This is a genomic window from Mycobacterium sp. ZZG (assembly GCF_054786995.1).
This window is the reverse complement of the sequence record NZ_JBTBFV010000028.1, coordinates 16,216-37,729: the sequence shown is the minus strand read 5'-3', so window position 1 is coordinate 37,729 and position 21,514 is coordinate 16,216. Positions and strand designations below refer to the sequence as shown.

Here is a 21,514-nt window from a genome sequence, read left to right as displayed (position 1 = left end):
CCCGGGCTAACGTGCTGCAGGAGATTACAACCGCAGCGAAGGGATCGATATGAGCCGGGTTTTTGTCGTCGGCGTGGGAATGACGAAGTTCGAGAAACCCGGGCGACGCGAGGGTTGGGACTATCCCGACATGGCGCGGGAGTCCGGAACCAAGGCGCTACAGGACGCCGGCATCGAGTACAGCGAAGTCCAGCAGGGCTATGTGGGCTACTGCTCCGGTGATTCCACGTCGGGCCAGCGGGCGCTCTACGAGCTGGGCATGACCGGCATCCCGATCGTCAACGTCAACAACAACTGCTCCACCGGATCGACCGCGCTCTACCTGGCGGCCGCCGCAATCCGCGGCGGGCTGGCCGACTGCGTGCTGGCGCTCGGTTTCGAGAAGATGCAGCCGGGCTCGCTGGGCGGCGGTGCCGAGGACCGGGAATCCCCGATGAAGCGACACATCCTGGCGCTCAACGAGATCGACGCCATGCAGTTCCCCGTCGCACCGTGGATGTTCGGTGCGGCGGGGCGTGAGCACATGAAGAAGTACGGCACCACCGCAGAGCATTTCGCCAAGATCGGTTACAAGAACCACAAGCATTCGGTGAACAACCCGTACGCGCAGTTCCAGGATGAGTACACCCTCGACGACATCCTGGCCGCGAAGATGATCTCCGATCCGCTGACCAAGCTGCAGTGCTCACCGACCTCGGACGGGTCCGCGGCAGTGGTGCTCGCCGGCGAGGACTATATCGCCGAGCACGATCTGGCCGGGCAGGCCGTCGAGATCGTCGGTCAGGCGATGACCACCGATTTCGCGTCCACGTTCGACGGCAGCGCGGCCAACATCATCGGATACGACATGAATGTCAAAGCCGCACAACAGGTTTATCAGCAGTCCGGGCTGGGGCCGGAGGACTTCCAGGTGATCGAGTTGCACGACTGCTTCTCGGCCAACGAACTGCTGCTGTACGAGGCGCTGGGCCTGTGCGGGCCCGGTGAGGCGCCGAAGCTGATCGACGACGAGGACACCACCTACGGGGGCCGCTGGGTGGTCAACCCGTCGGGCGGGTTGATCTCCAAGGGCCACCCGCTCGGGGCGACGGGCCTGGCCCAGTGCAGCGAGCTGACCTGGCAGTTGCGCGGCACCGCCGACAAGCGTCAGGTCGACGGCGTCACCGCCGCGCTGCAGCACAACATCGGGCTGGGCGGCGCAGCGGTCGTCACGGCCTACCAGCGGGCCGAGCGGTAGGGCCGGCCCCTTCCGCGAGCGGGGCCCCCACGGCGAGAAGACACAAACTCGCATCTTGCGGGCAGCGTCCATGCGAGTATGCGTCTGGTCGCGGTCAGGGGTGAACCATTCGGGTGCGCGCTTCGTGTCACCGTCGGGAGGCCATGCAGGGCGCCTCCGATGGAGGTCCGGCCATGCGCTGGTGGTGGATCGCGGCGGCAATGCCCGCGGTGCTGGGTGCGCCGGTGGCGCCGGCGGCCGCGCAGCAACAGAACGCGTTCGACGTGATCGAGCAGTGGGAGTCGGCGGGCTACCAGGTCAACATCGACCGGATCGGCAGTGCGCCGATCGGCGACTGCGTGGTGATCGGGGTGCGTAATCCTCAGCAGGTCACCCAACCGGTGCTCGTCATCGGCGACCGCGACGACGATGACGGCCTCGATGTGGTCGACGTCGTGGTGCACCGGTCGATCTCGGTGTCCCTGGACTGTACGGGCTGAGGCCAGTCGGCGAGCAGACGCAAACTCGCACGATTTCCGGTGATTTCGTGTGAGTTTGTGTCTGCTCGCGGGTCCGGGTGCACGGAAAAGCCCGGCCGGCAACAGGACCGACCGGGCTTTCCTACCCGTGACCTACACCGTCGCAGGGACTCTCTCCTGCGGCGGCTCCGCGACACGGGAGCCGTGATCGGAATCCAGCATCGTCAGCTCGTCGAACGGATCCTCGCCTGCCAATACCGAATTCACCTTGCCCTTGTCGATCGTGTGCGTCCACGAACCGACCAGCAGGGTGGCGACCGCGTTGCCGGAGAAGTTGGTCAGCGCCCGCGCCTCGGACATGAACCGGTCGATGCCGACGATGAGCCCGACACCGTCGAGCAGGTCCGGCCGGTGCGCCTGCAGGCCACCGGCCAGCGTGGCCAGCCCGGCGCCGGTCACCCCGGCCGCCCCCTTGGACGCGACGATCATGAAGACCAGCAGCCCGATCTGCTCCGGCAGAGACAGCGGGTCGCCCAGCGCCCCGGCGATGAACAGCGACGCCATCGTCAGGTAGATCGCGGTGCCATCCAAGTTGAACGAATAGCCGGTCGGCACAACCACACCCACGGTCGAGCGGTCCACACCGAGGTGTTCCATCTTGGCGATCAGGCGCGGCAGCGCGGACTCCGACGACGACGTCGACACGATCAGCAGGTACTCGCGGGCCAGGTAGCGGACCAGCTTGAAGATCGACACCCCGGACACCACCCGCAGCAGTGCCCCGAGCACACCGAACACGAAGATCGCGCAGGTCAGATAGAAGCCGAGCATCAACGCCATCAACTGCCCGACGGCCGCCCAGCCGGTCTGACCGACCACGTTCGCGATGGCGCCGAACGCGCCGATCGGCGCCAGCCACAGGATCATCACCAGCACCTTGAATACGAGCTTCTGCAGGTGCTCGATGCCGCGCAGGATCGGCTCACCGGCCGACCCCAGGCCCTGCAGCGCGAAGCCCACCAGCAGCGCGACGAACAACGCCTGCAGCACGCTGCCCTCGGTCAGCGACGAGAACATCGACGTCGGGATGATGCCCTGAACGAAGTCCATCAGCCCACCGGCCTCATGGGCCTTGTCGGCCAGCTCGGCGCCCTTGCCCACGGTGGTGTCGGTGACATGCAATCCGCTGCCGGGGTGCAGCAGGTTGCCGACCACCAGGCCGATCGCCAGTGCGAACGTCGACATCGCCAGGAAGTAGACGAACGCCAGGCCGCCGACCTTGCCGACGGTGGCCGCCTTGCGGACCGACCCGATTCCCAGCACGATCGTGCAGAAGATGACCGGCGCGATCATCATCTTGATCAGCGCCACGAACATGGTGCCCAGGACGCCGACGCTCTTGCCGACGTCGGGGGCCAGGATGCCGACCCCGACACCGGCGAGGACCGCGACGATCACGGCGATGTAGAGCCAGTGCGTGCGGTCTCGTCTGGGTCGGGGGGTGTCGGGTGGGGTCGGCCGGTCCATCGTGGTCGTCATCGCACTGTCCTCCGGGGTCGCTGTGTGCAAAAGGTCTGCAAGGATGCTCTGCGAGGACGTGAGCCAGGTCACGTTTTAGTTCATTACGTTCACGGGAGGCAGGCGATGGGACGGATCCGGCCGCCATCCCGACCCCCGTGGCCGCGGTCGTTGGCGGGCCAGGCCATCGCGTTGCAGATCCTGGTCATCGCGGTGATCGTGCTGGCCGGCAGCGCACTGGCCGCGCTGGACGCCCGCCGCGACGGCGACGCCGCGGCGCAGGAGCAGGTGGTCGGGATCGCGACCGCACTGGCCGACTCACCGTCGACGGCCGAGGCCATCGAGTCCGGGCGGGCCACCGAGATGCTGCAACCGGTCACCGAGCTGGTGCGCAGACAGACCGACATCGCGTTCATCACGATCATGGCGCCCGATCGCACCCGCTTCACCCACACCGATCCGTCCCAGATCGGCGGCGCCTATCTGGGCACCATCGAACCCGCACTGCAGGGCGAGACGTTCACCGAGGTGTACACCGGCACGCTGGGTTCGTCCATCCGTGCGGTGGCCCCGGTCTACGACGGCGACGGCCGCGTCATCGGCCTGGTCGCCGCAGGCATCCTGCAGCAGAGCCTCGCCGAGCGCTGGCAGTCGCAGCTGCCCGTCATCGCGGCCGTCAGCCTTGCCGCGCTTGCGGTTTCACTGCTGGGCGTGTGGGGCATCCGCCGGCGGCTGCTGCGCCAGACGCACGGACTGCGCCCCGACGAACTGCGCGTCATGTACGACCACCACGACGCGATCCTGCACTCGGTGTCCGAGGGACTGATCGTGCTCGACCGCTCCGGCGTGGCGGTGGTCAACGACGAGGCGCGCCGACTGCTGTCGTTGCCGGCCGGGGAGGTCGCCGCCGACGACCTGCCCGAGTTCCTGCGCACCTACAACCCCGGCGCCCGCGATGAGGTTCACGTGACCGACGACCGCGTGCTGGTGGTCAATCGGTCGCGGGTGCGGTCCGATGCCGGTTCGTCGGAAGTGGTCACCATCCGTGACCGCACCGAGTTGCAGGGCGCGCTGGGCGAACTCAACTCGCTGAAGGTGCTGACCGACTCGCTGCGGTCTCAGGCCCACGAGGCGGCCAACAAACTGCACACCGTCGTCACCATGGTGGAGATGGAACGCACCGAGGAAGCCGTCCGGTTCGCCACCGCCGAACTCGAGCTGTCCCAGCAACTCGTCGACAGGCTCTCGGATGCGGTCGGCGAGCCGGCCCTGGTGGCGCTGTTGCTGGGCAAGACAGCCCAGGCCGACGAACGCGGTATCGAGTTGACCGTGACCGAGGATTCCGAATTGCCTTCGGACACCGAAGATCTGCTCTTGACAGGCCAGGAGATGGTGACCGTGGCGGGCAACCTCATCGACAACGCGATGGATGCCTGCGATCCGGACGACCCTTGGGTGGAGGTCACCGTGCAGCAGAACGACGAACGGCTGCTGATCCGGGTGGCCGACAGCGGGGAGGGCATGGACGCCGGCACCTTCGAGAAGGCGATGCAGAGGGGTTACTCGACGAAGTCCGGTGACGACGACGGCAGGCACGGGCTGGGGCTGGCGTTGGTGGCCCAGGTGGTCAAACGCCACGGCGGGCAGCTCACCGCGGATGTGACCTACGGTTCGGTGGTGACGGTGACGGTGAATCGCCCGTGATCACGGTGTTGATCGTCGAGGACGAACCGTTGATCGCCGAGGCGCACCGGACTTATCTGCTGCGGCTGCAGGGGTTTTCGGTGGCGGCAGTGGCGCACACGGCGCGCGATGCGATGCGGGCGGCCTCCGAGGCGGCAGCGTCGGACGCCCCGATCGACCTGGTGCTGCTCGACATCGGGCTGCCGGACGCCAACGGGATCGCGCTCGCGTCGGCGCTGGCCGGCCTGCGGCCGGCGCCGGACATCATCACGATTACCTCAGAGCGCGATCTGGAGATGGTGCGCGCCGCGGTCGGTCACGGCGCGCTGGCGTACCTGTTGAAGCCGTTCACCTTCGCCGCGTTCCGCGAACGACTCGAGAGGTACCGGCGCTACCGCGAAGCGCTGCCTGCCGGTACCGATGCCGCCAGCCAGGCCGAGGTCGACCGGGCGCTGGCCGAGCTACGGGTCAACCCGGACCGGTCGGTGGCACCGAAAGGGGCGGCAGCGGGCACGAACGACGAGATCGCCCGTGCCGTACGCGATTCCACCCACGGTGTGACCGCCGATGAGGTGGCCAGGCAGGTGGGGGTGTCGCGGGTGACGGCCTGGCGTTACCTCGAGCGGCTCACCGACGAGGGAACGGTCAGCCGCCACACCGACTATGGAAAGGCCGGGCGACCGAAAACCCGCTATCAGTGGCGGTGAACTCGAGTGACGCCGTCAGGCGGGGGCTGCCTGCAGCCGGCGCGGGGCGCCCACCGCGATCTGATCGGTCGCCAGGAACTGCGAGTACAGCGTCTCGATCGAGGACTCGACCGAGTACACGCTCACCGCGCCGGAGTAGTCGGCGACGTAGAGGCGCGAACTGTCGGCGCCCTGAGCGACGCACGACGGCCTGGCGTCGACCGTCAGCGCGTCGACGACGTCGAGGCTGAGCGTGCACAGCACCGCGACACGGTCGTAATCCACGATGTATGCGCGGGTCTGGTCGGCGCTCATCGACAACTGCGTGGGGGCACCACCCACGGTCACCCGATCGGTGATCCGCATCGCGCCCAGATCGAGGATGTGGACGGCGCCGCCGACCACTCGGTCCGAGGTGAGCACGTAGACCGCTCCCCCGGCGTAGGCGATGTCGCGGATCGGTGCGCCGACAGGCACCACCCGATGCACCTGCGAGGTTTCGGTGTCGACGACGATCACGCGGCTGCCGACCGCGTCGGTGACGGCGACGTACAGCCGCTTGCCGTTCGGGTCGGCGCAGAGCGCGTCCACGTTGGCGGCCGGACCGGATCCGATGCCGATGGTGCCGACCCGCTCAGCGGTGACGTCGATGACCGCGACGTCGATGCGGTCCTGCGCACCGCGACCGGCATACACCCGCTTACCGCCGGAACCGGCCGTCAGCGCGGTGACCCCGAAGGCCACCGGGTAGGTAGCGACGACGGCGCGGCTGTCCAGGTCGATCACCTTGACCGCGTCGAAGCTGCCGGAGGTGACGCCGACGAAGGCCCGGTCGTCGGACACGGCCACCGCGGTCGGCTCACCGTCGACCGCGACGGTGGCGACCACGTTGAGGGTGGTGTTGTCGATCAGCGACACGCTGGCGTCGGCGGCATTGGCCACGACGACAATGCCCTGAGCCGCGGCGATGTCGCCGATGGGGCCCAGGTTCGGCGTGAGGCGGTGCTCCAGCACCACATCGCCTTTCGCTGTCCCGTCGGTCCCGCGTGTCCCTGCCGCCGCCGACGGCGCATCTGTCACATTCGACTCGGTTTTACCCTTGGACATCAAGCGCCTCATCAGCACCGAAAAGTTTGCCATGTGTTGTGGTACCTCCGCCGGCACGACGTCTGCCAAGCTCTAGATTCCGTGTCAAGGCGCCCGAACGGGCGCCGCCTGAGTCGAGTGTAGCGACGGAAATTCGGTATCGACCCCGACGAATTCGCGCTTCGTCACAGGGAGCGCCGAAGCTCTCAGGGCTCGCTTAAGAAACGTTGCGTTATGAATTCGTTACTTCGAAACAGCAAAGCCGAAACCGCAGCTGAACAGTGCCTGAACGGAGGCAGCAAGCCCACCGGGAAAATCGGCACAAAACATGTTCGTAACGATTTCTTAGCTTTGCCCCGGAAAGTGAGCGCGAGATCACAGCGGCACATCGCAGCAAAACCACAATGTGGATAACGGCTGTGGAGAACTCCGCACCTGGGCGGCAGCACGCGTCTGCGAAGGCTGCGCCGTCGTGTTCGCTGGAAAAGCGTCAGGCAGGTTTGGCGGCGCGCACCGACGGGATCGTTGTTGCCGGGATCAGACCCTCGGGATCACAGAGTTCGAGCACGCGTGCCACTGCCGGCCCGGCGACGACGCACCAGGTCACTTCTTCGCGAGCCAGATGGGCGCTGATGGCGTACAGCGCCGAGGCGCCGTCGAAGGCCATGAAATTCACGTCGGTGAGATCGAGCACCACGGCAGCGCTGCCGGCGCTGACTTCGCGCACGGTGTGGGCGAAGTGTTTGGCGTTGGCCGCGTCCACTTCGCCGCACACCGCTACCGTGGCCTTTCTGTCGGCCCCCACGCCCTCCTCACGCCAGGTGAAGGTCAGCGACGTCGACGCGATTGCGAAGCTCCGACTGTCGGCTGACCTGCTGCGGATGGAGGTAGCGGTCATCGCAGGACAATCTACCTGCGTGACGGTTACGACTGTTCGGCTTTTTGCCGCTCCTCGTTGGCCTTGGCGGCCGCGCGGGCACTCTCGGCCTCGGCTTCCTTCTGTGCGGCCTCGCGCTGTGCGTCGGCCTTGTCCTGCTGGGCCTGGCCCTCGCGTTGCAGGTCATCCCGGCCCGTGACGACGCCGACGACCTCTTTGGCCTTGCCCTTGACGCCTTCGACGACGCCCTTGACGGCTTCTTCCGGACCAGAATTGTGATCGCTCACCAGACACTCCTTTTTTTTCGGCGGGGCTACCGCTGGGCGAAGCGTCTGTTCCCCAGGCGCCAAAATGTCAAACCTGCCGGTCAGCACGACAGACAGGCGACCTAGCTTTGACGTGCGCCACGGCGACGTCGAGCGTCGAGAAGAGATCGACGTAGTCGGCCACCCCGGTGATCTGGAGCGGGCGACTGGTGGCCGGTCCGTCGGCGACGACGGCGAACTCGACCGAACCGTCGACCTGCTTGCGCGTGACCATCAGGACCTGCATGCCCGCCGACCCCAGAAAGTCCACGTCGGTCAGGTCGACGATCAGGCCCGACGGCCTGCGCGCCAGCGCCGCGGCGATCACCGCCTGCAGTTGCGGCGCGGTGAGCATGTCGACAGCGCCGACCGCGGCGACCACCGCGATATCGTCGACCTGCTGTTCGCTGAATTGCTGCACGTCCTCAAGCCTCGTCTCATAAATGCGGCCGAAGAGCGGTCGCAGATGATCTCGGGAGGCTGCAGTCTGAACCCGGAGCGGTGTCTTACGTATGACAACCTCACACAGGTTAGCGAAGTCATCCGCAGAACGAACAATTGCGGCGATCAGCGCCTACCGTCCGTCGGCGCCCGCGCCATCACCGGCTGAACTTCCCGATCCCCCGCGGGACGCACTGGCCGCCGTTAGCGTGACCCTGCACAGGGACCTACGCGGGGAGCCAGCATGCGCGCCACACCGTCACGTCACACCGAAGGCGATCGAGCCACCTCCGGCCGATGTCGGCTCGCCACACTCGTACTGACCGCGCTGGCAACCCTTCTCGGGGTGGGCCTGCTGACCCCGGGGACGGCGGCGGCGCAGGACCCCAACTACGTCATCGCCACCGACACCACCTTCGCGCCCGTCGAATTCCAGGACGCCGGTGGCCAACTCGTGGGCATCGACAGGGATCTGACCCGCGAGCATCCACGGCTGCGGGACTTCCTGTCCAAGGTGCTCTAGGCAGCGGTACGCCGAAACTGCCCGGGATCTCCATGGAATCTCCATCCGGACTCCAAGCGTTGCACGGCACGCGTCGCGACGATGGTGTCACTCGATGTCCTGGCCACGCCGGTGACGCCCTCACACAAGGAGTTGCACGATGACGAAGTTACTTGCCGCGGCCCTGCTGCCGCTCGGTGCCGCGTTGACCCTGGCCGCGCCGGCCCAGGCCGACACCGCGACCTCGACGATCAACCAGCTGCGGTCCCAGGGCTATGACGTGCGGGTCAGCCGCGTCGGCAGCGCCCCGCTCGACCAGTGCACGGTGATCAGCGTGCGCAGCCTGCCGATCGCCAACCAGCAGTTCCCGGTCGACGACGACGACGTCAACGTGTTCACGGTTACGCCCAAGCAGAAGGTGAATGTGACGCTGGACTGCGCCGGCTGATCCGAGCCCGGCGGGCGCTACACACGGTGCCCGTCTAGGTTTGGATCCCGTGTCTTCGGCGCCCCCGTCCCGATCGTCGTTCCCCCGCGGCATGGCGCTGCTCGTGGCCGGTGCCATGTTCATGGAGATCCTGGACGCGACGATCATCGCGACCGCCATCCCGGCCATCGCGGCGAGCTTCGACGTGGCCCCCGTCGATGTCAACATCGCCGTTTCGGCCTACCTGCTGACCGTCGCGGTCCTGATCCCGGCCACCGGGTGGGCGGCCGACCGATTCGGCATCCGGGCCGTGTTCCTCTGCGCGATCGTCATTTTCACGCTGGCCTCGGCGGGATGCGCGCTGAGCGTCTCGCTGCCGATGCTCGTGGCGATGCGGGTCCTGCAGGGGGTCGGCGGCGCGATGATGGTCCCTGTCGGCCGGCTGGCGGTGTTGCGTTACAGCGAAAAGACCGATCTGGTGCGCGCGATCGCACTGCTGACCTGGCCGGCGCTGACCGCGCCGGTGGTCGCACCCGCACTCGGCGGGGCGATCGCGACCTACGGGTCCTGGCGTTGGATCTTCCTGATCAACATCCCGATCGGGATCGTCGGATTCTTGTTGGCGCTCAAGCTGATCCGCGGCGGCCCGACAGCAGAGGTACGGCCGTTCGACTGGCGGGGGCTGCTGTTTCTCGGCACGGGCATCGCGGCGGCGCTGCTGGCCCTGGAGCATGTCCGGGTCAGCGGCACCGACTGGGTGCTGGTCGGAGTCGGCGGCACGGTCGCGGTCGTTCTGCTGGCCGCCGCGCTCTGGCACCTGCGCCGCTCGCCGGCGCCGCTGATGCGGCTGTCCGTGCTGCGGGTGCGGACGTTGCGCATCACGGTATCGGGCGGCTCGCTGTATCGCCTGGTGATCACCGCGGTGCCGTTCCTGCTGCCGCTGCTGTTCCAGCTGGAGTTCGGCTGGTCGGCGTTCACCGCGGGATTGATGGTGGCCGCGCTGTTCGTCGGCAACCTGACGATCAAGCCGATCACCACGCCGTTGATGCGCCGGTTCGGCATCAAGCGTGTGCTGCTGGTCAACGGTCTGGTCTCGGTGGCGTGGTTCGCGGTGCTGGCGGCGTTGCGACCGGACACCCCCGTCGTGGTGATCGCGGTCGCCCTGTATGTCAGCGGCGCGCTGCGGTCGATCGGGTTCACCGCATACAACAGCCTGGCGTTCGCCGATGTCGACGGCGACGAGCTCACTCACGCGAACACGCTCAACGCCACGGTGCAGGAAGTGGCGGCCGGCCTCGGCATCGCGGTGGCCGCGCTGCTCCTGACGGTGCTGGCGTCGTTCTCGTGGGCTTTCGTCGCGCTTGGCGCGCTACTTGCGCTCACCCTCGTCGAGACGCTGCGGTTGCCGGCCGATGCGGGCGCCCATGTCAGCGGCACGCGTTGAGACGCCGCCAACGGAGACGGCTCAGCGCAGTTCTTCGCGCGCGCCTCCCGCAAAAGTCTCGACCATCACTTTAGCCTTGGGGGCCGTGACCACACTGCTCGAGCCGTCGCTGGCGGAACTGGATTTCGACCCCGAGATCCTGTGCACCTGCCGCAAGTTCTGCGGCCCGCTCGCCCACCCGGCGCAATGGTGGGTCACGCTGTCGTGCGGATGCCCCTACCCGATGTGCCGTCGCGCGCTGCGGATCGCCAACATCCGGCTCAAGGTGCGCCCGCTGACCTGCCGACACTGCGAGACCGACCAGATCGCGATCCGGTCAGTCGTGCCGATCTGAGGTTGCCGAACCCGCGCCGACCTCGGACTCCTCCCCGGCCTCGGCCGGGGAGGGCAACCGCGCCGGCGACGTCCTTAACACCGCAGGCCGGAGCCGCTCGGGCAATGCCCACAGGGTCGCACCGAAGGCCGCCACGAGCGCCACGGCGAGGGCCGCGATGGCGACCGTCGACAGCGACGGCCACAGATTCTCCAGCAGCATGGAGAAGCCGAACACCAGGAACAGCGCCGCCGCGGTGACCTGGATGAACCGCTCAGGAAGGTGCTTGCCGGCCACCGCGCCGACCGCGATGGCCAGGCCGTCGGCGGCGACCATGCCCAGGGTCGACCCGATCCACACGCCGAGCCAGTCACGGTCGGCCGCCAGCGTCACGGTCGCCAGCATCGTCTTGTCACCGAGTTCGGCGAGTACGAAGGCCGAGGTGACCACGAAGAACGCAGGTGCGGTGGCCTTGTCCGCGCGTGAGGTCTCGTCGTCGGACAGGCTGTCGCCGCGCAGCGTCCACAAGCCGAAGAACACGAACATCGCGCCGGCGATGAGTCCCAGCAGGTGCGTCGGCAGCGCGGCGCCCAGGTAGTGGCCGATCGCGACCGAGAGCACGTGCACGACGGCGGTGGCGACGGTGATGGCGGACAACACCACCCACCACCGGTACCGCAAGGCGAACATCATCGCCACCAGTTGGGTCTTGTCCCCCAACTCGGCGACGAAGATGACGGCGAAGCTCAACAGCGCAGCGGCGAGCACCACAACTCCTCGGAGTTCGAGGTCTGCCGCTCGGAGAAAAAACGCCTCCGGCCGGCAGACCGAACGGTCTGTACGGCCGAAGGTCTCGCCCACCGGCCGTACAGACCGGTCCGGACAACCGGGCCGCGCAGCACGTCGCGCAGCCAGTATGTCGATTGCCGATTTGGGGGCTACTCCCCTTCGCTTCTGCCACCGTACACAGCCCACCACATACCTCGCAACCCGTGGCAGTCGAAACATGCTCTCGCACAATAAGTTTGGGTTACCCAGCGCGAAAGTTTGGGCACCCTCACTTCAATGGAGAGGGTTCCCGATTCACCAGCCGGCTCAGGCCTGCGTGAAGTGAGACTTGTAGACCTGTCCGTGCACTCCGACGGTCCGATCGACCACCTGTGATACCGAAAAGTCAGCTGCGGCAGAGAGGTACGCGTAAGCCGTGGCACGGTCCATGCCCTGGTCGGTCTGCAGGAAGTCGAGGGCGTTGACCACCGCCCGCCGCATCGCGACGTCGAGGTCACTGCCCTGGCCGCCCACCGAACCGTCCGGATCCGACAGACCGATGGGAACCCACGCGTCAGCGGTCTCGCCGAACGGGTACCGGTAGGCCACCGACGGGGCGTCACCGGAGCCGGGCTTGCACACCGACAGCCGGTAGGTGCCGCGCAGCGAACCCTCCATCGCCGTCAACGCGACCTCCCCGTCCCCCATCGCCATGTGCGGGTCCCCGACGTAGAACAACGCCCCTTCGGCGAACACCGGCAGGTAGAACGTGGCGCCTTCCCCGAGCAGACGGATATCGATGTTGCCGCCGCCGACCGTCGGCGGAATGGAATTGGCCGACGCCGCGGTCGGGTCGGTGTCCTGCGAGTACGCCACTCCCATCATTCCCATGAAGGGACGCAACGGGAAACGCACCCGGGACGCGCCGTAGCTCATGACCCCGTGTCCGTCTTCGACAGCGGTGAACGTGGAGACGTTGCCGTAGCGCTGCGGATCCGGGCTCGGCCTGCCGTCGGTGTCCACCGGCGGCATCACCTCGGCGAGGGTGATACCGGCCGGCGCACCCTGGTCGGCGGTGCGTGCGAGTGCTCCCTTGCCGTGACGGCTCGACACCACGCCGTAGGGAACGCGCGGAACAGCTTCCAATATCTCGATTTTCAGCACGTCGCCGGGCTCTGCGCCCTCGACGAACACCGGACCGGTGACCACGTGCGGCCCGTCCTTGTCGAAGTTGCGCGGGGTGCGGCTGTAGTCGGCGGCGATCGCGATCGCGTCCTGCAGCACCTCCGAATCGGCGACACCCCGGGCACCGAAGTACTCCACGGGATCGCGGCCCTGGTCTTCGAGGATGCCCTCGTGGCTGACCGCGTCGATGGTGACCGTCTGCCCCGAGGTCATCTGCAGCACCGGCGAGGCGTGCACGGTCGGTACGTACCCCCACAGCACCTGGTCCGGGACCGATGGCAGATAGTGGTCGCCGGTCGGCTCCCCCTGCCCAGGCTGCAGAACGGTGAAGCTCTCATCGGTCGACGAGGTGGCCGACGAGCCCGTCGAACAGGCCGCCACCCCGGCGACACCCGCCCCGGCTCCGACGGCGGCGACGGCGCGCAGAAAGTCCCGCCTTCCGAGCCCGTCCCACAGAATTTCGGCGGCGTAGCGTGCGATCTCAGTCATGTCAGGAACGTTCCCGCGGGGTATTTCCGGCCCGCAACGGCCGTGATACATCCTTTTTGCCAGCTTCGCGCGCTTTACTGGAGTGCCCATGGCCCGACGTCCCGGAGGACAGACATGCCGCCAGCCGACCGCCGTCCGTCGTCACCGTGGCTGCGCGCGGCGCGTGTTTTCGCCGTGCTCACCCTCGGCGTGGTCGTCATGATGTTCGTGACCGCCGGTGAAATCGTCCAGTATCACCGGCTCGAGGACTTGCACGGCGCCGGGGCCATCGCGCTGCACGTCACCTCGGGTGGGCTGCTGGTGGGCCTGACGGGTCTGGCCCTCGACCGCAAGACGGGATGGTGGGCCGCCGTCCTGGCCGGGGCGTTGTTCGTGTTCACGTTCGTGCAGGCCGCGATCGGCGAGGCAACGACGCTGGCCCTGCACGTGCCGGGCGCGCTGGCGGTCACCGCGGCCACGGTCTGGCTCACAGCATGGGTCTTCTACGCTGCCGACGCGACCGGCACCGCGCGCGGCTAGCTGGCTGCCCGCATCCCAGCGCCGCGGACGCACCGGGTTTGCGCCCGGGCCGATCGGGACAACCCGTGCGTCATGGAACCCGACAGCGCCGCCAACCCGAAGGACGCCACCGAGGTCACCGAAGAGCAGCGTGACCTCCAGGACAAGCTGAACCACCAGGATGACGATCCGGACGCGCCCGCGCGCGGCCAGACCTACCGTCAGATTCCGGACGAGAACTGACCCGGTTTCATCCGCTCACGCAGGTCGTCATAGATCGGACGGGACCCCACCATCTTCGCGACGGTCACCCCCGCGGCGGTCGCGACCATCATGGGCACCGCCGCCGACGTCGTCGCCGTCATCTCCATCACGATCACCAGCCCGGTCAGCGGCGCACGTACGGTCGCACCGAAGAACGCCGCCATTCCGGAGAGCACCAGCGGGACCGCGAGATGCGTTGTGTCCTCGGGCCATACCGCGTCGAAGCAACCGAAAAACAGCGTTCCCCACAGCGCGCCCACCGCGAGCAGCGGCGCGAACAGCCCGCCGGGCACCGCTGCCGAGTAGCACACCGGGCCGGTCAGGAACCGGGCCAGAAGCAGCCCGGCGACCGCGAGCAGGACGAGGTCATGCCCGTCGAGCAGCATCTGGGTCAGCGTGTCGCCGTCGCCCACGGTCAACGGCGCCGACCACAGCAGCAGCCCGACCGCGGCGCCGATAGCCGCGGCCGTCGCCGGGGCCGGCATCCGGCGGACGGCACCCAGATGGTCCAGCGCCCACAGCACCGCCCGGTTGTACACCGCTGCGAGCAGTCCCGTCCCGACGCCGAACACGAGAAAGACCGGAAGCCAAGCGATGTCGGGCGCAGCGAGCGGTTCGACCTGGAAGTCGGGGCCGTCCCCCAATACCGTCTGGGACGCCCCGACCGCCGCGGCCGCCGCGAGGACCGAGGCAAGCACGATCTGCGGCCGCCACGATTTGGTCACCTCTTCGAGGGCGAACAGCACACCGGCGATCGGCGCGGTGAACGCGACCGCCAGGCCGGCGCCGCTCAACGCCACCTGCATCGTGCGGGCCTCGTCGTCGGGCAGCCGGGTCCGCCGCGCCGCCTCGGCGCCGATCGCCGCCCCCATGTGTACGGTGGGGCCCTCGCGGCCGAGGACGAGTCCCGAACCGATGGCCAGCACACCGCCGACGAAGCGCGCGAGGACGACCTGCAGGCGCGGCGCGGGCGCCCGACCGAGGAAAACCGCCTCGACGTGCGGGATCCCGCTGCCGATCGCCATCGGTTCCCAGCGCACGATCAGCGCGGCCAGGGCGGCGCAGGCGGCCACCGCGGCCACCGGTACGAGCCAGCCCGGTCCGGGAAGCTGCTGCGCCCACTCGAGAAGATCCGACCGGACGGCTTCGGCGGTCTGCAGGCACCAGCGGAACGCCCCGCCGACGAGCCCGACGATCAGACCGCCGATGACCGCTACGGCGCCCAGAATGGCGATGCGGGTGGGCGACGCGTCTGGATGCACCGGTCGAGACCCCTTTCTCCGAGCTGGCCCGGTCCTCCATCCTCGCGCGCAGAATCGGGTGGAGCACGCATTTCCCCGACCGAGGAGGCGACAAGGTTCTCGATCGACCGCACCGACTGGCCCCAAACCATGTTCGGGTAGCTGGTCACCCGCGATCGGTCAGGGCGGCGTACTCCGGGTGCCGGTCGATGTATTCGGCCACCATCCAGCAGGTCGGCACGATGCGCAGCCCCTCGGACTTGGTGACCCGCAGCGCCTCCGCGACGAGAATCGTTGCCAGACCCCGGCCTTGGAACTGCGGCAGCACCTCGGTGTGCGGGAAGACCCGTCGGCCGTCACGGTCGTGGTAGTCGGCGAGCCCCACTGTGCGACCCTCCACCTCGATCACGAAGCGTCCTGGTTCGCGGTTGACGGTGGTCGGGGCCCCGGTACGGTCGGGCGGCGTTTCGACACTCATCACCCCACGATAGGTCCGGTGCCGATCTCCGCTGTGCGGCAGGGGACCTCGGTCGCCTCCCGTAGAGCACAAAGACCCCGATCCGCGCTACACCGCTGTGGCGGGGCCGCATTGCGTTCTACCGTGATCAACGGGAGCACATCATGAGCGAATTCATGCGAAGCAGCGACGCATTCACCTGGTCGATGGAGAGCGATCCGCGACTGAGGTCGACGGTGGTGACCGTGCTGATGCTGGACCGGGTGCCGGACTGGGCGGAGGTCCGCGACCGCGTCGAACGGCTCAGCCACGACCTGCCGATGCTGCGGCAGACCGTCGTCGAGTCGCCGCCCCCGGCGCCGCCGCGATGGCAGGACTGCGCCGACTTCGATCTGGATTTCCATATGCGCAGAGTGGCCGCGCCGGCCGACGGATCGTTCGCGGACGTGCTGGAACTCGCCCGCCTGGCGCAGATGGAGGACTTCGACCGGGCCCGTCCGCTGTGGAAGATCACCCTGATCGAAGGACTGCCCGACGGCGAGGCCGCCGTGCTGTGCGTTTTCCATCACGCACTGTCCGACGGCGTGGGCGGGGTGCAGATCGCGATGGCCCTGTTCGGCCTCTCCCCCGAACCCTCGTCGGCGGACGCCGAGTCGCCGCCTCCTCCGCGCCGATCCCCGCTCGACGACTACCGGGATGCCGCACGGTACGGCCTCGGGGTCGTCGGAAGCGCGGTGATCGGTGTGCTGGCCGCGGCGCCGAGGCTGATCGTCGACGGTGTGCGCAGCCCGCTGCGGACGGTGGCCTCGGCAGCGGGGCTGGCGACGTCGGTGTACCGGACCGTACGGCCGGTCAACGCCACCGGATCACCGCTGATGACACGGCGCAGCCTGATCCGCAGGCTCGACGTGCTCGAGGTGCCGAAAGCCGCGCTGCGCGACGCCGCGCACCGGGGCGGAGGCGCGCTCAACGACGCGTTCGTCGCCGGGGTGGCCGGCGGGTTACGGCGCTACCACGAGAAGCACGACGTCGGTGTGGGGTCGCTGCACCTGACGATGCCGATCAGCCTCCGCACCGAGCGTGACGCCCCTGGCGGGAACCGGATCACGTTGATGCGGTTCGACATTCCGGCTGATGTGGCCGACCCGGCGGAACGGATCCGGCAGATCCACGAGCGCACCGAGCGGGTCCGTCACGAGAAGTCGCTGCCACACACGCAACTGATCGCCGGTTTCCTGAACCGGGTGCCGCGGTGGTACATCGGCACCATCCTGCGGCACGTCGACTTCCTGGCCAGCGACGTGCCCGGGATACCGGTGCCCGTCCAACTCGGTGGGGCGAACGTGCGGGTGCAGTACGCGTTCGGGCCCACGATCGGCTCGGCGGTCAACGTCACCCTGCTGACCTACGTCGACACCTGCGCGATCGGCATCGATGTCGACAGCGGGGCGATCCCCGACATCGCGCTGTTCACCGAGTGCCTGCGAGCGGGTTTCGACGAGGTGCTGGCGCTGGCCGCCGACTGATATCGGATCATGCAGCGTCTCGGTGACCCGCCCGATGAGATCCTGAATCCCCTTTGCCCGCATGCCCTTTGGCATCGCTACCGCCTTTGGCGTCTCCACCGCCGTCATCGCCGGCGTGGTCTTGGGTCTCGGCGTCGTCTTGCGTGCCGGCGTGGTCTTGCTGGGTATCAGCTGAGCCTTCCGTATCGGCGCGGTCTTCGGCGCCGCCACCGCTCTCGGCGCCCAGGCCTCTGCCGCCGTCGACGTGACCCCTCTGCACGTCGTCGGCGCGCGGAGCCGGCACATTCACGTCGCCGTCACCTGGGATGGACTCCTCGGGACTCGACACCGCTTCCAGTCCCTGTGCCGACCTCCACGGCTGCGCATGGCGCGGCCACGGAGAATCGACCCCCGCACCGTCCCCCCTCTCCCCCGTGTAGATCTCGTCGGTGTCCGACGACCAGCCCTCGTCGGTCGCCGTCCCACGCGCGACCGTCGGCTCGGTCGTCGCATCCTCTGTGCCGGGCATACCGGTGCCGGGCCTACCCGGAATCAGCGTGCCGGGATTGGTCGATCCCGGGCGGGTTTCGTCCGCAGGGATCGGCACGAACAGTGCGCACAAACCGCACTGGGTCCCGCGCACGAAAGGATTGAACGCGGTGTTCAGCCCCCGGATGAAGTTGACGATCGTGTTCACGATCATCGTCACGGTGGGGAATCTGATCTGGCTGAAATCTGGTGTCTGGGTGAGCGAGTCGTAGAAGTTCTCGAACGGCGTGAAGATGTTGAGTTCCTGGGTCTGCCGCGACCACGGCTCGGTCACGCCGTTCGGATCCTTGATGTCGCACAACCCGTCCGCGCTGCAGGTGATCGGATTCTTCACCTGCGGGAAGGTGTAGCCGCCCGGCGAAACGAGTGCGACGATGTGGCGCAGGTCGAACATCGTCGACAGGATCTGATCGATACGCTCACAGGCCCCGAGGTTGGTGCCGGTGCACCCGACGTTCATCGGGAGTTGCGAAGCGGCCACCGCCGTAAGGATGTTGCCGAGCCCCACCGACAACGCGGGAAACGGCAGCAGTACGTTGACCAGCGATTGATAACGCGCGACGTCCGCCGCATCGCTGCCGAGCACATTGAAGGGGTGGTATACCCACCAGCTGCCGCCGTACTCGAGGTCGGCCGTCAGACCGACCACGCCGGTTTGGTTGAGGTCGATGCCGTTACGAGAATTGACGAAGCTGAACCCGCTGTTCGGCAGGTCTCCAAGATTCACGTCGCCCTGACCCAGGGCATTGAAGAAGTTGTAGGGGACGTTGGCCAGCGCGATGAACAGATTCGCCGGGATGTTGAAGATGCTCGTGGTCGCTTGGGCAGCGGCGCCGAGCATGGGGCCCTGCGCGGAGCCGGACGGATCGCAGAGCGCCACGGCGGTTTCGCCGCAGGAGTCTGTCGTGGTCGCGGCGGTGAGACGCACCTGCTCACCAGCAGCCCTCATTTGCGCTGTCGTCGGCGTGACCGGCGTGACTGTGATGACTCCGGCCCCCACCAGCGCCACGCTTGCGGTGACCAACGGGGCAAGAAAGGTCATGGCGCCCCCCTTCTGTGATCGACGATGACAGCCCAGAACATAACGAGCAATTTCCAAGATCACATCAATCCTGTTGAAATAGCGTGAAATTCCTCTCCAAGATCGGTGAAAGGTCCAGCTGAACATGTGTCTTTTTGTTTCTTATTTCAATGAATGCATTGCGTGGCAAGCGATCCAGGCGGCTCCCGGCCATCACTGCCACCGGTCAGTGGTATCGCAGCTGAAGTGAACTGTGGGAGTTCATCATCGACCGATGGCGCTTGGACCCGTAAAAACCACATGTGTGGCGCAGTTGTGCCCTGTGAGGTCGAAGTGCAGTGCGTGATGCCGCCTGCAGAATTGGGGCAGTCCGGCGGACCCGTGGCCTTCCCGCCAACAGGGGTGTCAGAAAGGCGATTGGAGGATGAACTCACCTCGCTCGGTATCGTTGCGCTCCGGCGAGAAGATCGTCGCCCTCGGTCAGGGCACCTGGCATTTTGCCGAAAGTCCGGGGTACCGGGCCGAGGAGATCACCGCGATCCGGCTTGGAATCGACTTGGGAATGACGGTGATCGACACCGCCGAGATGTACGGCAACGGCGCGGCGGAAGTCTTGGTCGGCGAGGCGATCGCGGGACGGCGCAATGAAGTATTTCTTGTCGACAAGGTACTACCGCACCACGCAACCCGATTGGGCACCGTGCGCGCGTGCCAGGCAAGCCTGGGCAGGCTCGGCGTTGACTACATTGATCTTTACCTGCTGCACTGGCGCGGTAGCATCCCGCTGATCGAAACTATTGAAGGCTTCGCCGACTTGAAGCTCCACGGGATGATCCGCCACTGGGGCGTGAGCAATCTCGATATCGACGACATGATCGAATTGTCGGGCGTCCCAGGTGGTAATGAGGTCGAGACGAATCAGATTCTCTATAACCTGACCCGCCGCGGCCCGGAGTACGCGCTGATACCGTGGCTGTCCCAACATCGGATATTGACGATGGCCTATTCGCCAATCGAGCAAGGCCGGCTGCTCGCCAACCCGGCGCTGCGACCGATTGCGCAGCGGCACAACGCCACTCCGGCACAGATCGTGCTGGCGTGGGTGTTGCAGCACGACGGGGTCGCCGCTATCCCACGCGCCCGAACTCCCTCCCACGTCAGGCAAAACGCCGCCGCCCGAGACATCGAGCTGACCCGCAACGACCTGCGAGACCTCGACCGAGCGTTCCCTCCACCTACCCGGCCGACCCCGCTTGAAGTTCTGTAAGACGGCCCGCGTGTGATGCACACCTCCACTTGGGAAGTACAGGCGCGTGCAGCTCAGATCCACGGCGTCTTTCGGCTCTGGTGGGGCACTCCAATGCGCGCCAAGGCCCGTTAATCGGGATACCGGATGTCGACCAGCTCGACCTGCAGTGGTCCCTGCGGCGTCTCGTATGTCACGACGTCCCCTGGCTGATGGCCTGCCAGGGCGAGCCCCATCGGGCTGTCCGGCGTTAACGCGTGCTCGTCCACGACCGGCACCTCTCGGACGACGGCGACCACCCGCAGGCGGTCGAGCTCCCCATTCGGATAGCGCACCGTCACCTCGGTCCCGTCCGGCAGCGCGCCGGGCACCTCAGACTCGGGTGGCCCACCGTGCAGATGCCAGTTGATTTCGGCTATCCGGTCGTCGATTGCGGCCAGCTGGTCGGCGAGAGCGATCTGGTTGGCCGCATCGGCGTCGATGAGGTCGCCGACCGTATCGCGGATGCTGTCGAGGTCGGCCGCCACGCGCTCGCGGCGCCGCTTCAGTTCTTCGAGCTCAGCCTCGAGAAGGGCGATCTCGTCCGGCGTCAGCGTCGCCGCTCGGCTGTGCTTACTCACGATCCCGCGCCGGCGTTCAACCCAGGGTGGCGGATGGTGTCGCGCCGCAGCTGACGATTGCTCTTGGGGTCACGCTCGGTCTTGTGCCGATCGATCTGAGTGATCAGGTCCCTCTTGGCTTCGGCGAGGGCCCGCATGAGACCCCGGTCCTGGCCAACAGCCACCAGCGGCGGGAAGCCCGGCAGAAACGCGCGCAGCGTTACGCTCTGCTCTTTACCGCCGCGCTCGCGCACTGACACCTCGACTTGGACTTCGCTCGGATCCCACCTGGCCAGGTGCGGACCCAGCGCGGACAGTTCGTCGAGCACCAGCTCACGTTCATCTTCCTTGAACCCGGCGCCCAGAAGAAGGGAGCGCTCATCGAGGCGGTCCCGCCGCGCGTTGTCGGTGCTACTCATGCCTATGAGCATTGGGCACAAAGGACGTGAACCGCTTCCCCTCCTCAGGCCCGATCTCAGGGTGGATTGTGGGCCTGCGAGGACATGGCGCGAGGTCAGGACTTGGCCGGGCGCTTCTGCTTGGACACGAGCGCCCACTCCCTGCGCGGCCGGGTCGACACGTCGACTGTCGACGGCGGTCGCCCGCTTCTCCATCGTCGACATCGTGTCTCCTGGGAACCCCGGTGCTCCAGCAGTTTTCGAGTACCGATGCAACGACAACAGGTGGGTCCAGTAGAGCTGATGACTGGAACCGA

The 21,514-nt window shown here is 67.2% G+C and carries 24 protein-coding genes; 12 read left to right on the top strand and 12 right to left on the bottom strand.

Annotation, left to right across the window (positions count from 1 at the left end; all coding sequences use genetic code 11):
- Positions 1-49 precede the first annotated feature (49 nt).
- Both ACXMYJ_RS16625 and ACXMYJ_RS16620 read left to right on the top strand, forming a co-directional pair.
- Entirely contained in the window at positions 50-1,237 is a 1,188-nt protein-coding gene (locus ACXMYJ_RS16625; RefSeq protein WP_460357745.1) for a lipid-transfer protein, read from the top strand.
- 173 nt (positions 1,238-1,410) lie between these two features.
- On the top strand, positions 1,411-1,716 hold the full coding sequence (locus ACXMYJ_RS16620) for a hypothetical protein (protein WP_460357742.1): 306 nt from the start codon (positions 1,411-1,413) through the stop codon (positions 1,714-1,716).
- A gap of 132 nt (positions 1,717-1,848) precedes the next feature.
- Here ACXMYJ_RS16620 and ACXMYJ_RS16615 read toward each other — a convergent pair whose 3' ends face one another.
- On the bottom strand, positions 1,849-3,234 hold the full coding sequence (locus ACXMYJ_RS16615; protein WP_260754916.1) for a cation:dicarboxylate symporter family transporter: 1,386 nt from the start codon (positions 3,232-3,234) through the stop codon (positions 1,849-1,851).
- A gap of 105 nt (positions 3,235-3,339) precedes the next feature.
- Between ACXMYJ_RS16615 and ACXMYJ_RS16610 the strand changes: the two genes are divergently transcribed.
- Together ACXMYJ_RS16610 and ACXMYJ_RS16605 are read left to right on the top strand one after the other, a co-directional pair.
- The gene (locus ACXMYJ_RS16610) at positions 3,340-4,917 is read left to right on the top strand and encodes a sensor histidine kinase (RefSeq protein WP_260754917.1); all 1,578 of its coding nucleotides are present in this window, start codon (positions 3,340-3,342) and stop codon (positions 4,915-4,917) included.
- Positions 4,914-5,603, top strand: a complete 690-nt coding sequence (locus tag ACXMYJ_RS16605) for a response regulator (protein WP_260754918.1) — start codon at positions 4,914-4,916, stop codon at positions 5,601-5,603. Before ACXMYJ_RS16610 ends, ACXMYJ_RS16605 begins: the two co-directional genes overlap by 4 nt.
- Positions 5,604-5,618: 15 nt before the next feature.
- On the opposite strand, the gene ACXMYJ_RS16600 is transcribed toward ACXMYJ_RS16605, so the two are convergent.
- From ACXMYJ_RS16600 to ACXMYJ_RS16585, 4 genes are all read right to left on the bottom strand, one after another.
- Positions 5,619-6,689 (bottom strand): beta-propeller fold lactonase family protein, encoded by a 1,071-nt coding sequence (locus tag ACXMYJ_RS16600; protein ID WP_260754919.1) that lies wholly within the window; start codon positions 6,687-6,689, stop codon positions 5,619-5,621.
- A 469-nt stretch (positions 6,690-7,158) separates the two neighbouring features.
- Entirely contained in the window at positions 7,159-7,566 is a 408-nt protein-coding gene (locus tag ACXMYJ_RS16595; RefSeq protein ID WP_260754920.1) for an STAS domain-containing protein, read from the bottom strand.
- A gap of 26 nt (positions 7,567-7,592) precedes the next feature.
- Positions 7,593-7,832: a microaggregate-binding protein 1 gene (gene mbp1, locus ACXMYJ_RS16590; RefSeq protein ID WP_260754921.1), complete on the bottom strand. Its 240-nt coding sequence runs from the start codon at positions 7,830-7,832 to the stop codon at positions 7,593-7,595.
- Positions 7,833-7,899: 67 nt separating this feature from the next.
- Entirely contained in the window at positions 7,900-8,271 is a 372-nt protein-coding gene (locus ACXMYJ_RS16585; RefSeq protein ID WP_260754922.1) for an STAS domain-containing protein, read from the bottom strand.
- Between the two features lie 264 nt (positions 8,272-8,535).
- Here ACXMYJ_RS16585 and ACXMYJ_RS16580 point away from each other — a divergent pair, with 264 nt between their 5' ends.
- The 4 genes from ACXMYJ_RS16580 (at position 8,536) to ACXMYJ_RS16565 (ending at position 10,998) form a co-directional block, all read left to right on the top strand.
- Positions 8,536-8,814 carry a hypothetical protein gene (locus tag ACXMYJ_RS16580; protein WP_396884632.1) on the top strand — a complete coding sequence of 93 codons (279 nt, stop codon included), beginning with the start codon at positions 8,536-8,538 and terminating at the stop codon, positions 8,812-8,814.
- 139 nt (positions 8,815-8,953) lie between these two features.
- Positions 8,954-9,241: a hypothetical protein gene (locus ACXMYJ_RS16575; protein ID WP_260754923.1), complete on the top strand. Its 288-nt coding sequence runs from the start codon at positions 8,954-8,956 to the stop codon at positions 9,239-9,241.
- Positions 9,242-9,332: 91 nt separating this feature from the next.
- Positions 9,333-10,664: an MFS transporter gene (locus ACXMYJ_RS16570; RefSeq protein ID WP_260758251.1), complete on the top strand. Its 1,332-nt coding sequence runs from the start codon at positions 9,333-9,335 to the stop codon at positions 10,662-10,664.
- Between the two features lie 85 nt (positions 10,665-10,749).
- A complete protein-coding gene (locus tag ACXMYJ_RS16565) occupies positions 10,750-10,998 on the top strand; it encodes a hypothetical protein (protein WP_231750823.1) in 249 nt (82 codons plus the stop codon).
- On the opposite strand, the gene ACXMYJ_RS16560 is transcribed toward ACXMYJ_RS16565, so the two are convergent.
- Positions 10,981-11,745 (bottom strand): TMEM165/GDT1 family protein, encoded by a 765-nt coding sequence (locus tag ACXMYJ_RS16560; RefSeq protein ID WP_443188488.1) that lies wholly within the window; start codon positions 11,743-11,745, stop codon positions 10,981-10,983. The genes ACXMYJ_RS16565 and ACXMYJ_RS16560 overlap by 18 nt on opposite strands.
- 327 nt (positions 11,746-12,072) lie before the next feature.
- Complete coding sequence (locus ACXMYJ_RS16555; protein ID WP_260754925.1) at positions 12,073-13,419, bottom strand: acetamidase/formamidase family protein; 1,347 nt, start codon at positions 13,417-13,419, stop codon at positions 12,073-12,075.
- Between the two features lie 114 nt (positions 13,420-13,533).
- Here ACXMYJ_RS16555 and ACXMYJ_RS16550 point away from each other — a divergent pair, with 114 nt between their 5' ends.
- The gene (locus ACXMYJ_RS16550; protein ID WP_460357732.1) at positions 13,534-13,938 is read left to right on the top strand and encodes a hypothetical protein; all 405 of its coding nucleotides are present in this window, start codon (positions 13,534-13,536) and stop codon (positions 13,936-13,938) included.
- Positions 13,939-14,010: 72 nt separating this feature from the next.
- Positions 14,011-14,160 carry a hypothetical protein gene (locus tag ACXMYJ_RS16545; protein WP_260754927.1) on the top strand — a complete coding sequence of 50 codons (150 nt, stop codon included), beginning with the start codon at positions 14,011-14,013 and terminating at the stop codon, positions 14,158-14,160.
- On the opposite strand, the gene ACXMYJ_RS16540 is transcribed toward ACXMYJ_RS16545, so the two are convergent.
- The gene (locus tag ACXMYJ_RS16540) at positions 14,139-15,443 is read right to left on the bottom strand and encodes a ClC family H(+)/Cl(-) exchange transporter (RefSeq protein ID WP_460357729.1); all 1,305 of its coding nucleotides are present in this window, start codon (positions 15,441-15,443) and stop codon (positions 14,139-14,141) included. The two genes, ACXMYJ_RS16545 and ACXMYJ_RS16540, sit on opposite strands and share 22 nt — an antisense overlap.
- A gap of 145 nt (positions 15,444-15,588) precedes the next feature.
- Complete coding sequence (locus ACXMYJ_RS16535) at positions 15,589-15,900, bottom strand: GNAT family N-acetyltransferase (RefSeq protein ID WP_460357726.1); 312 nt, start codon at positions 15,898-15,900, stop codon at positions 15,589-15,591.
- A 143-nt stretch (positions 15,901-16,043) separates the two neighbouring features.
- Here ACXMYJ_RS16535 and ACXMYJ_RS16530 point away from each other — a divergent pair, with 143 nt between their 5' ends.
- On the top strand, positions 16,044-17,405 hold the full coding sequence (locus ACXMYJ_RS16530; RefSeq protein ID WP_260754930.1) for a wax ester/triacylglycerol synthase domain-containing protein: 1,362 nt from the start codon (positions 16,044-16,046) through the stop codon (positions 17,403-17,405).
- A gap of 7 nt (positions 17,406-17,412) precedes the next feature.
- Here ACXMYJ_RS16530 and ACXMYJ_RS16525 read toward each other — a convergent pair whose 3' ends face one another.
- On the bottom strand, positions 17,413-19,101 hold the full coding sequence (locus tag ACXMYJ_RS16525; RefSeq protein ID WP_260754931.1) for a hypothetical protein: 1,689 nt from the start codon (positions 19,099-19,101) through the stop codon (positions 17,413-17,415).
- A gap of 277 nt (positions 19,102-19,378) precedes the next feature.
- On the opposite strand from ACXMYJ_RS16525, the gene ACXMYJ_RS16520 reads away from it, so the two are divergent.
- Positions 19,379-20,221, top strand: coding sequence for an aldo/keto reductase (locus tag ACXMYJ_RS16520; protein WP_260754944.1), 843 nt, complete (start codon positions 19,379-19,381; stop codon positions 20,219-20,221).
- A 110-nt stretch (positions 20,222-20,331) separates the two neighbouring features.
- Here the strand turns inward: ACXMYJ_RS16520 and ACXMYJ_RS16515 are convergent, their stop codons facing one another.
- Together ACXMYJ_RS16515 and ACXMYJ_RS16510 are read right to left on the bottom strand one after the other, a co-directional pair.
- Complete coding sequence (locus ACXMYJ_RS16515) at positions 20,332-20,820, bottom strand: GreA/GreB family elongation factor (RefSeq protein WP_260754945.1); 489 nt, start codon at positions 20,818-20,820, stop codon at positions 20,332-20,334.
- The gene (locus ACXMYJ_RS16510; protein WP_260754946.1) at positions 20,817-21,218 is read right to left on the bottom strand and encodes a hypothetical protein; all 402 of its coding nucleotides are present in this window, start codon (positions 21,216-21,218) and stop codon (positions 20,817-20,819) included. Before ACXMYJ_RS16510 ends, ACXMYJ_RS16515 begins: the two co-directional genes overlap by 4 nt.
- Between the last annotated feature and the right edge of the window lie 296 nt (positions 21,219-21,514).

What these genes read in the sequence shown, in the direction of transcription:
- ACXMYJ_RS16625 (WP_460357745.1), top strand. Translation starts at nt 50, where the DNA reads ATGAGCCGGGTTTTTGTCGTCGGCGTGGGAATGACGAAGTTCGAGAAA.
- ACXMYJ_RS16620 (WP_460357742.1), top strand. Translation starts at nt 1,411, where the DNA reads ATGCGCTGGTGGTGGATCGCGGCGGCAATGCCCGCGGTGCTGGGTGCG.
- ACXMYJ_RS16615 (WP_260754916.1), bottom strand. Translation starts at nt 3,234, where the DNA reads ATGACGACCACGATGGACCGGCCGACCCCACCCGACACCCCCCGACCC.
- ACXMYJ_RS16610 (WP_260754917.1), top strand. Translation starts at nt 3,340, where the DNA reads ATGGGACGGATCCGGCCGCCATCCCGACCCCCGTGGCCGCGGTCGTTG.
- ACXMYJ_RS16600 (WP_260754919.1), bottom strand. Translation starts at nt 6,689, where the DNA reads ATGTCCAAGGGTAAAACCGAGTCGAATGTGACAGATGCGCCGTCGGCG.
- ACXMYJ_RS16595 (WP_260754920.1), bottom strand. Translation starts at nt 7,566, where the DNA reads ATGACCGCTACCTCCATCCGCAGCAGGTCAGCCGACAGTCGGAGCTTC.
- ACXMYJ_RS16580 (WP_396884632.1), top strand. Translation starts at nt 8,536, where the DNA reads ATGCGCGCCACACCGTCACGTCACACCGAAGGCGATCGAGCCACCTCC.
- ACXMYJ_RS16575 (WP_260754923.1), top strand. Translation starts at nt 8,954, where the DNA reads ATGACGAAGTTACTTGCCGCGGCCCTGCTGCCGCTCGGTGCCGCGTTG.
- ACXMYJ_RS16570 (WP_260758251.1), top strand. Translation starts at nt 9,333, where the DNA reads ATGGCGCTGCTCGTGGCCGGTGCCATGTTCATGGAGATCCTGGACGCG.
- ACXMYJ_RS16555 (WP_260754925.1), bottom strand. Translation starts at nt 13,419, where the DNA reads ATGACTGAGATCGCACGCTACGCCGCCGAAATTCTGTGGGACGGGCTC.
- ACXMYJ_RS16550 (WP_460357732.1), top strand. Translation starts at nt 13,534, where the DNA reads ATGCCGCCAGCCGACCGCCGTCCGTCGTCACCGTGGCTGCGCGCGGCG.
- ACXMYJ_RS16545 (WP_260754927.1), top strand. Translation starts at nt 14,011, where the DNA reads ATGGAACCCGACAGCGCCGCCAACCCGAAGGACGCCACCGAGGTCACC.
- ACXMYJ_RS16535 (WP_460357726.1), bottom strand. Translation starts at nt 15,900, where the DNA reads ATGAGTGTCGAAACGCCGCCCGACCGTACCGGGGCCCCGACCACCGTC.
- ACXMYJ_RS16530 (WP_260754930.1), top strand. Translation starts at nt 16,044, where the DNA reads ATGAGCGAATTCATGCGAAGCAGCGACGCATTCACCTGGTCGATGGAG.
- ACXMYJ_RS16525 (WP_260754931.1), bottom strand. Translation starts at nt 19,101, where the DNA reads ATGTTCAGCTGGACCTTTCACCGATCTTGGAGAGGAATTTCACGCTAT.
- ACXMYJ_RS16520 (WP_260754944.1), top strand. Translation starts at nt 19,379, where the DNA reads ATGAACTCACCTCGCTCGGTATCGTTGCGCTCCGGCGAGAAGATCGTC.
- ACXMYJ_RS16510 (WP_260754946.1), bottom strand. Translation starts at nt 21,218, where the DNA reads ATGAGTAGCACCGACAACGCGCGGCGGGACCGCCTCGATGAGCGCTCC.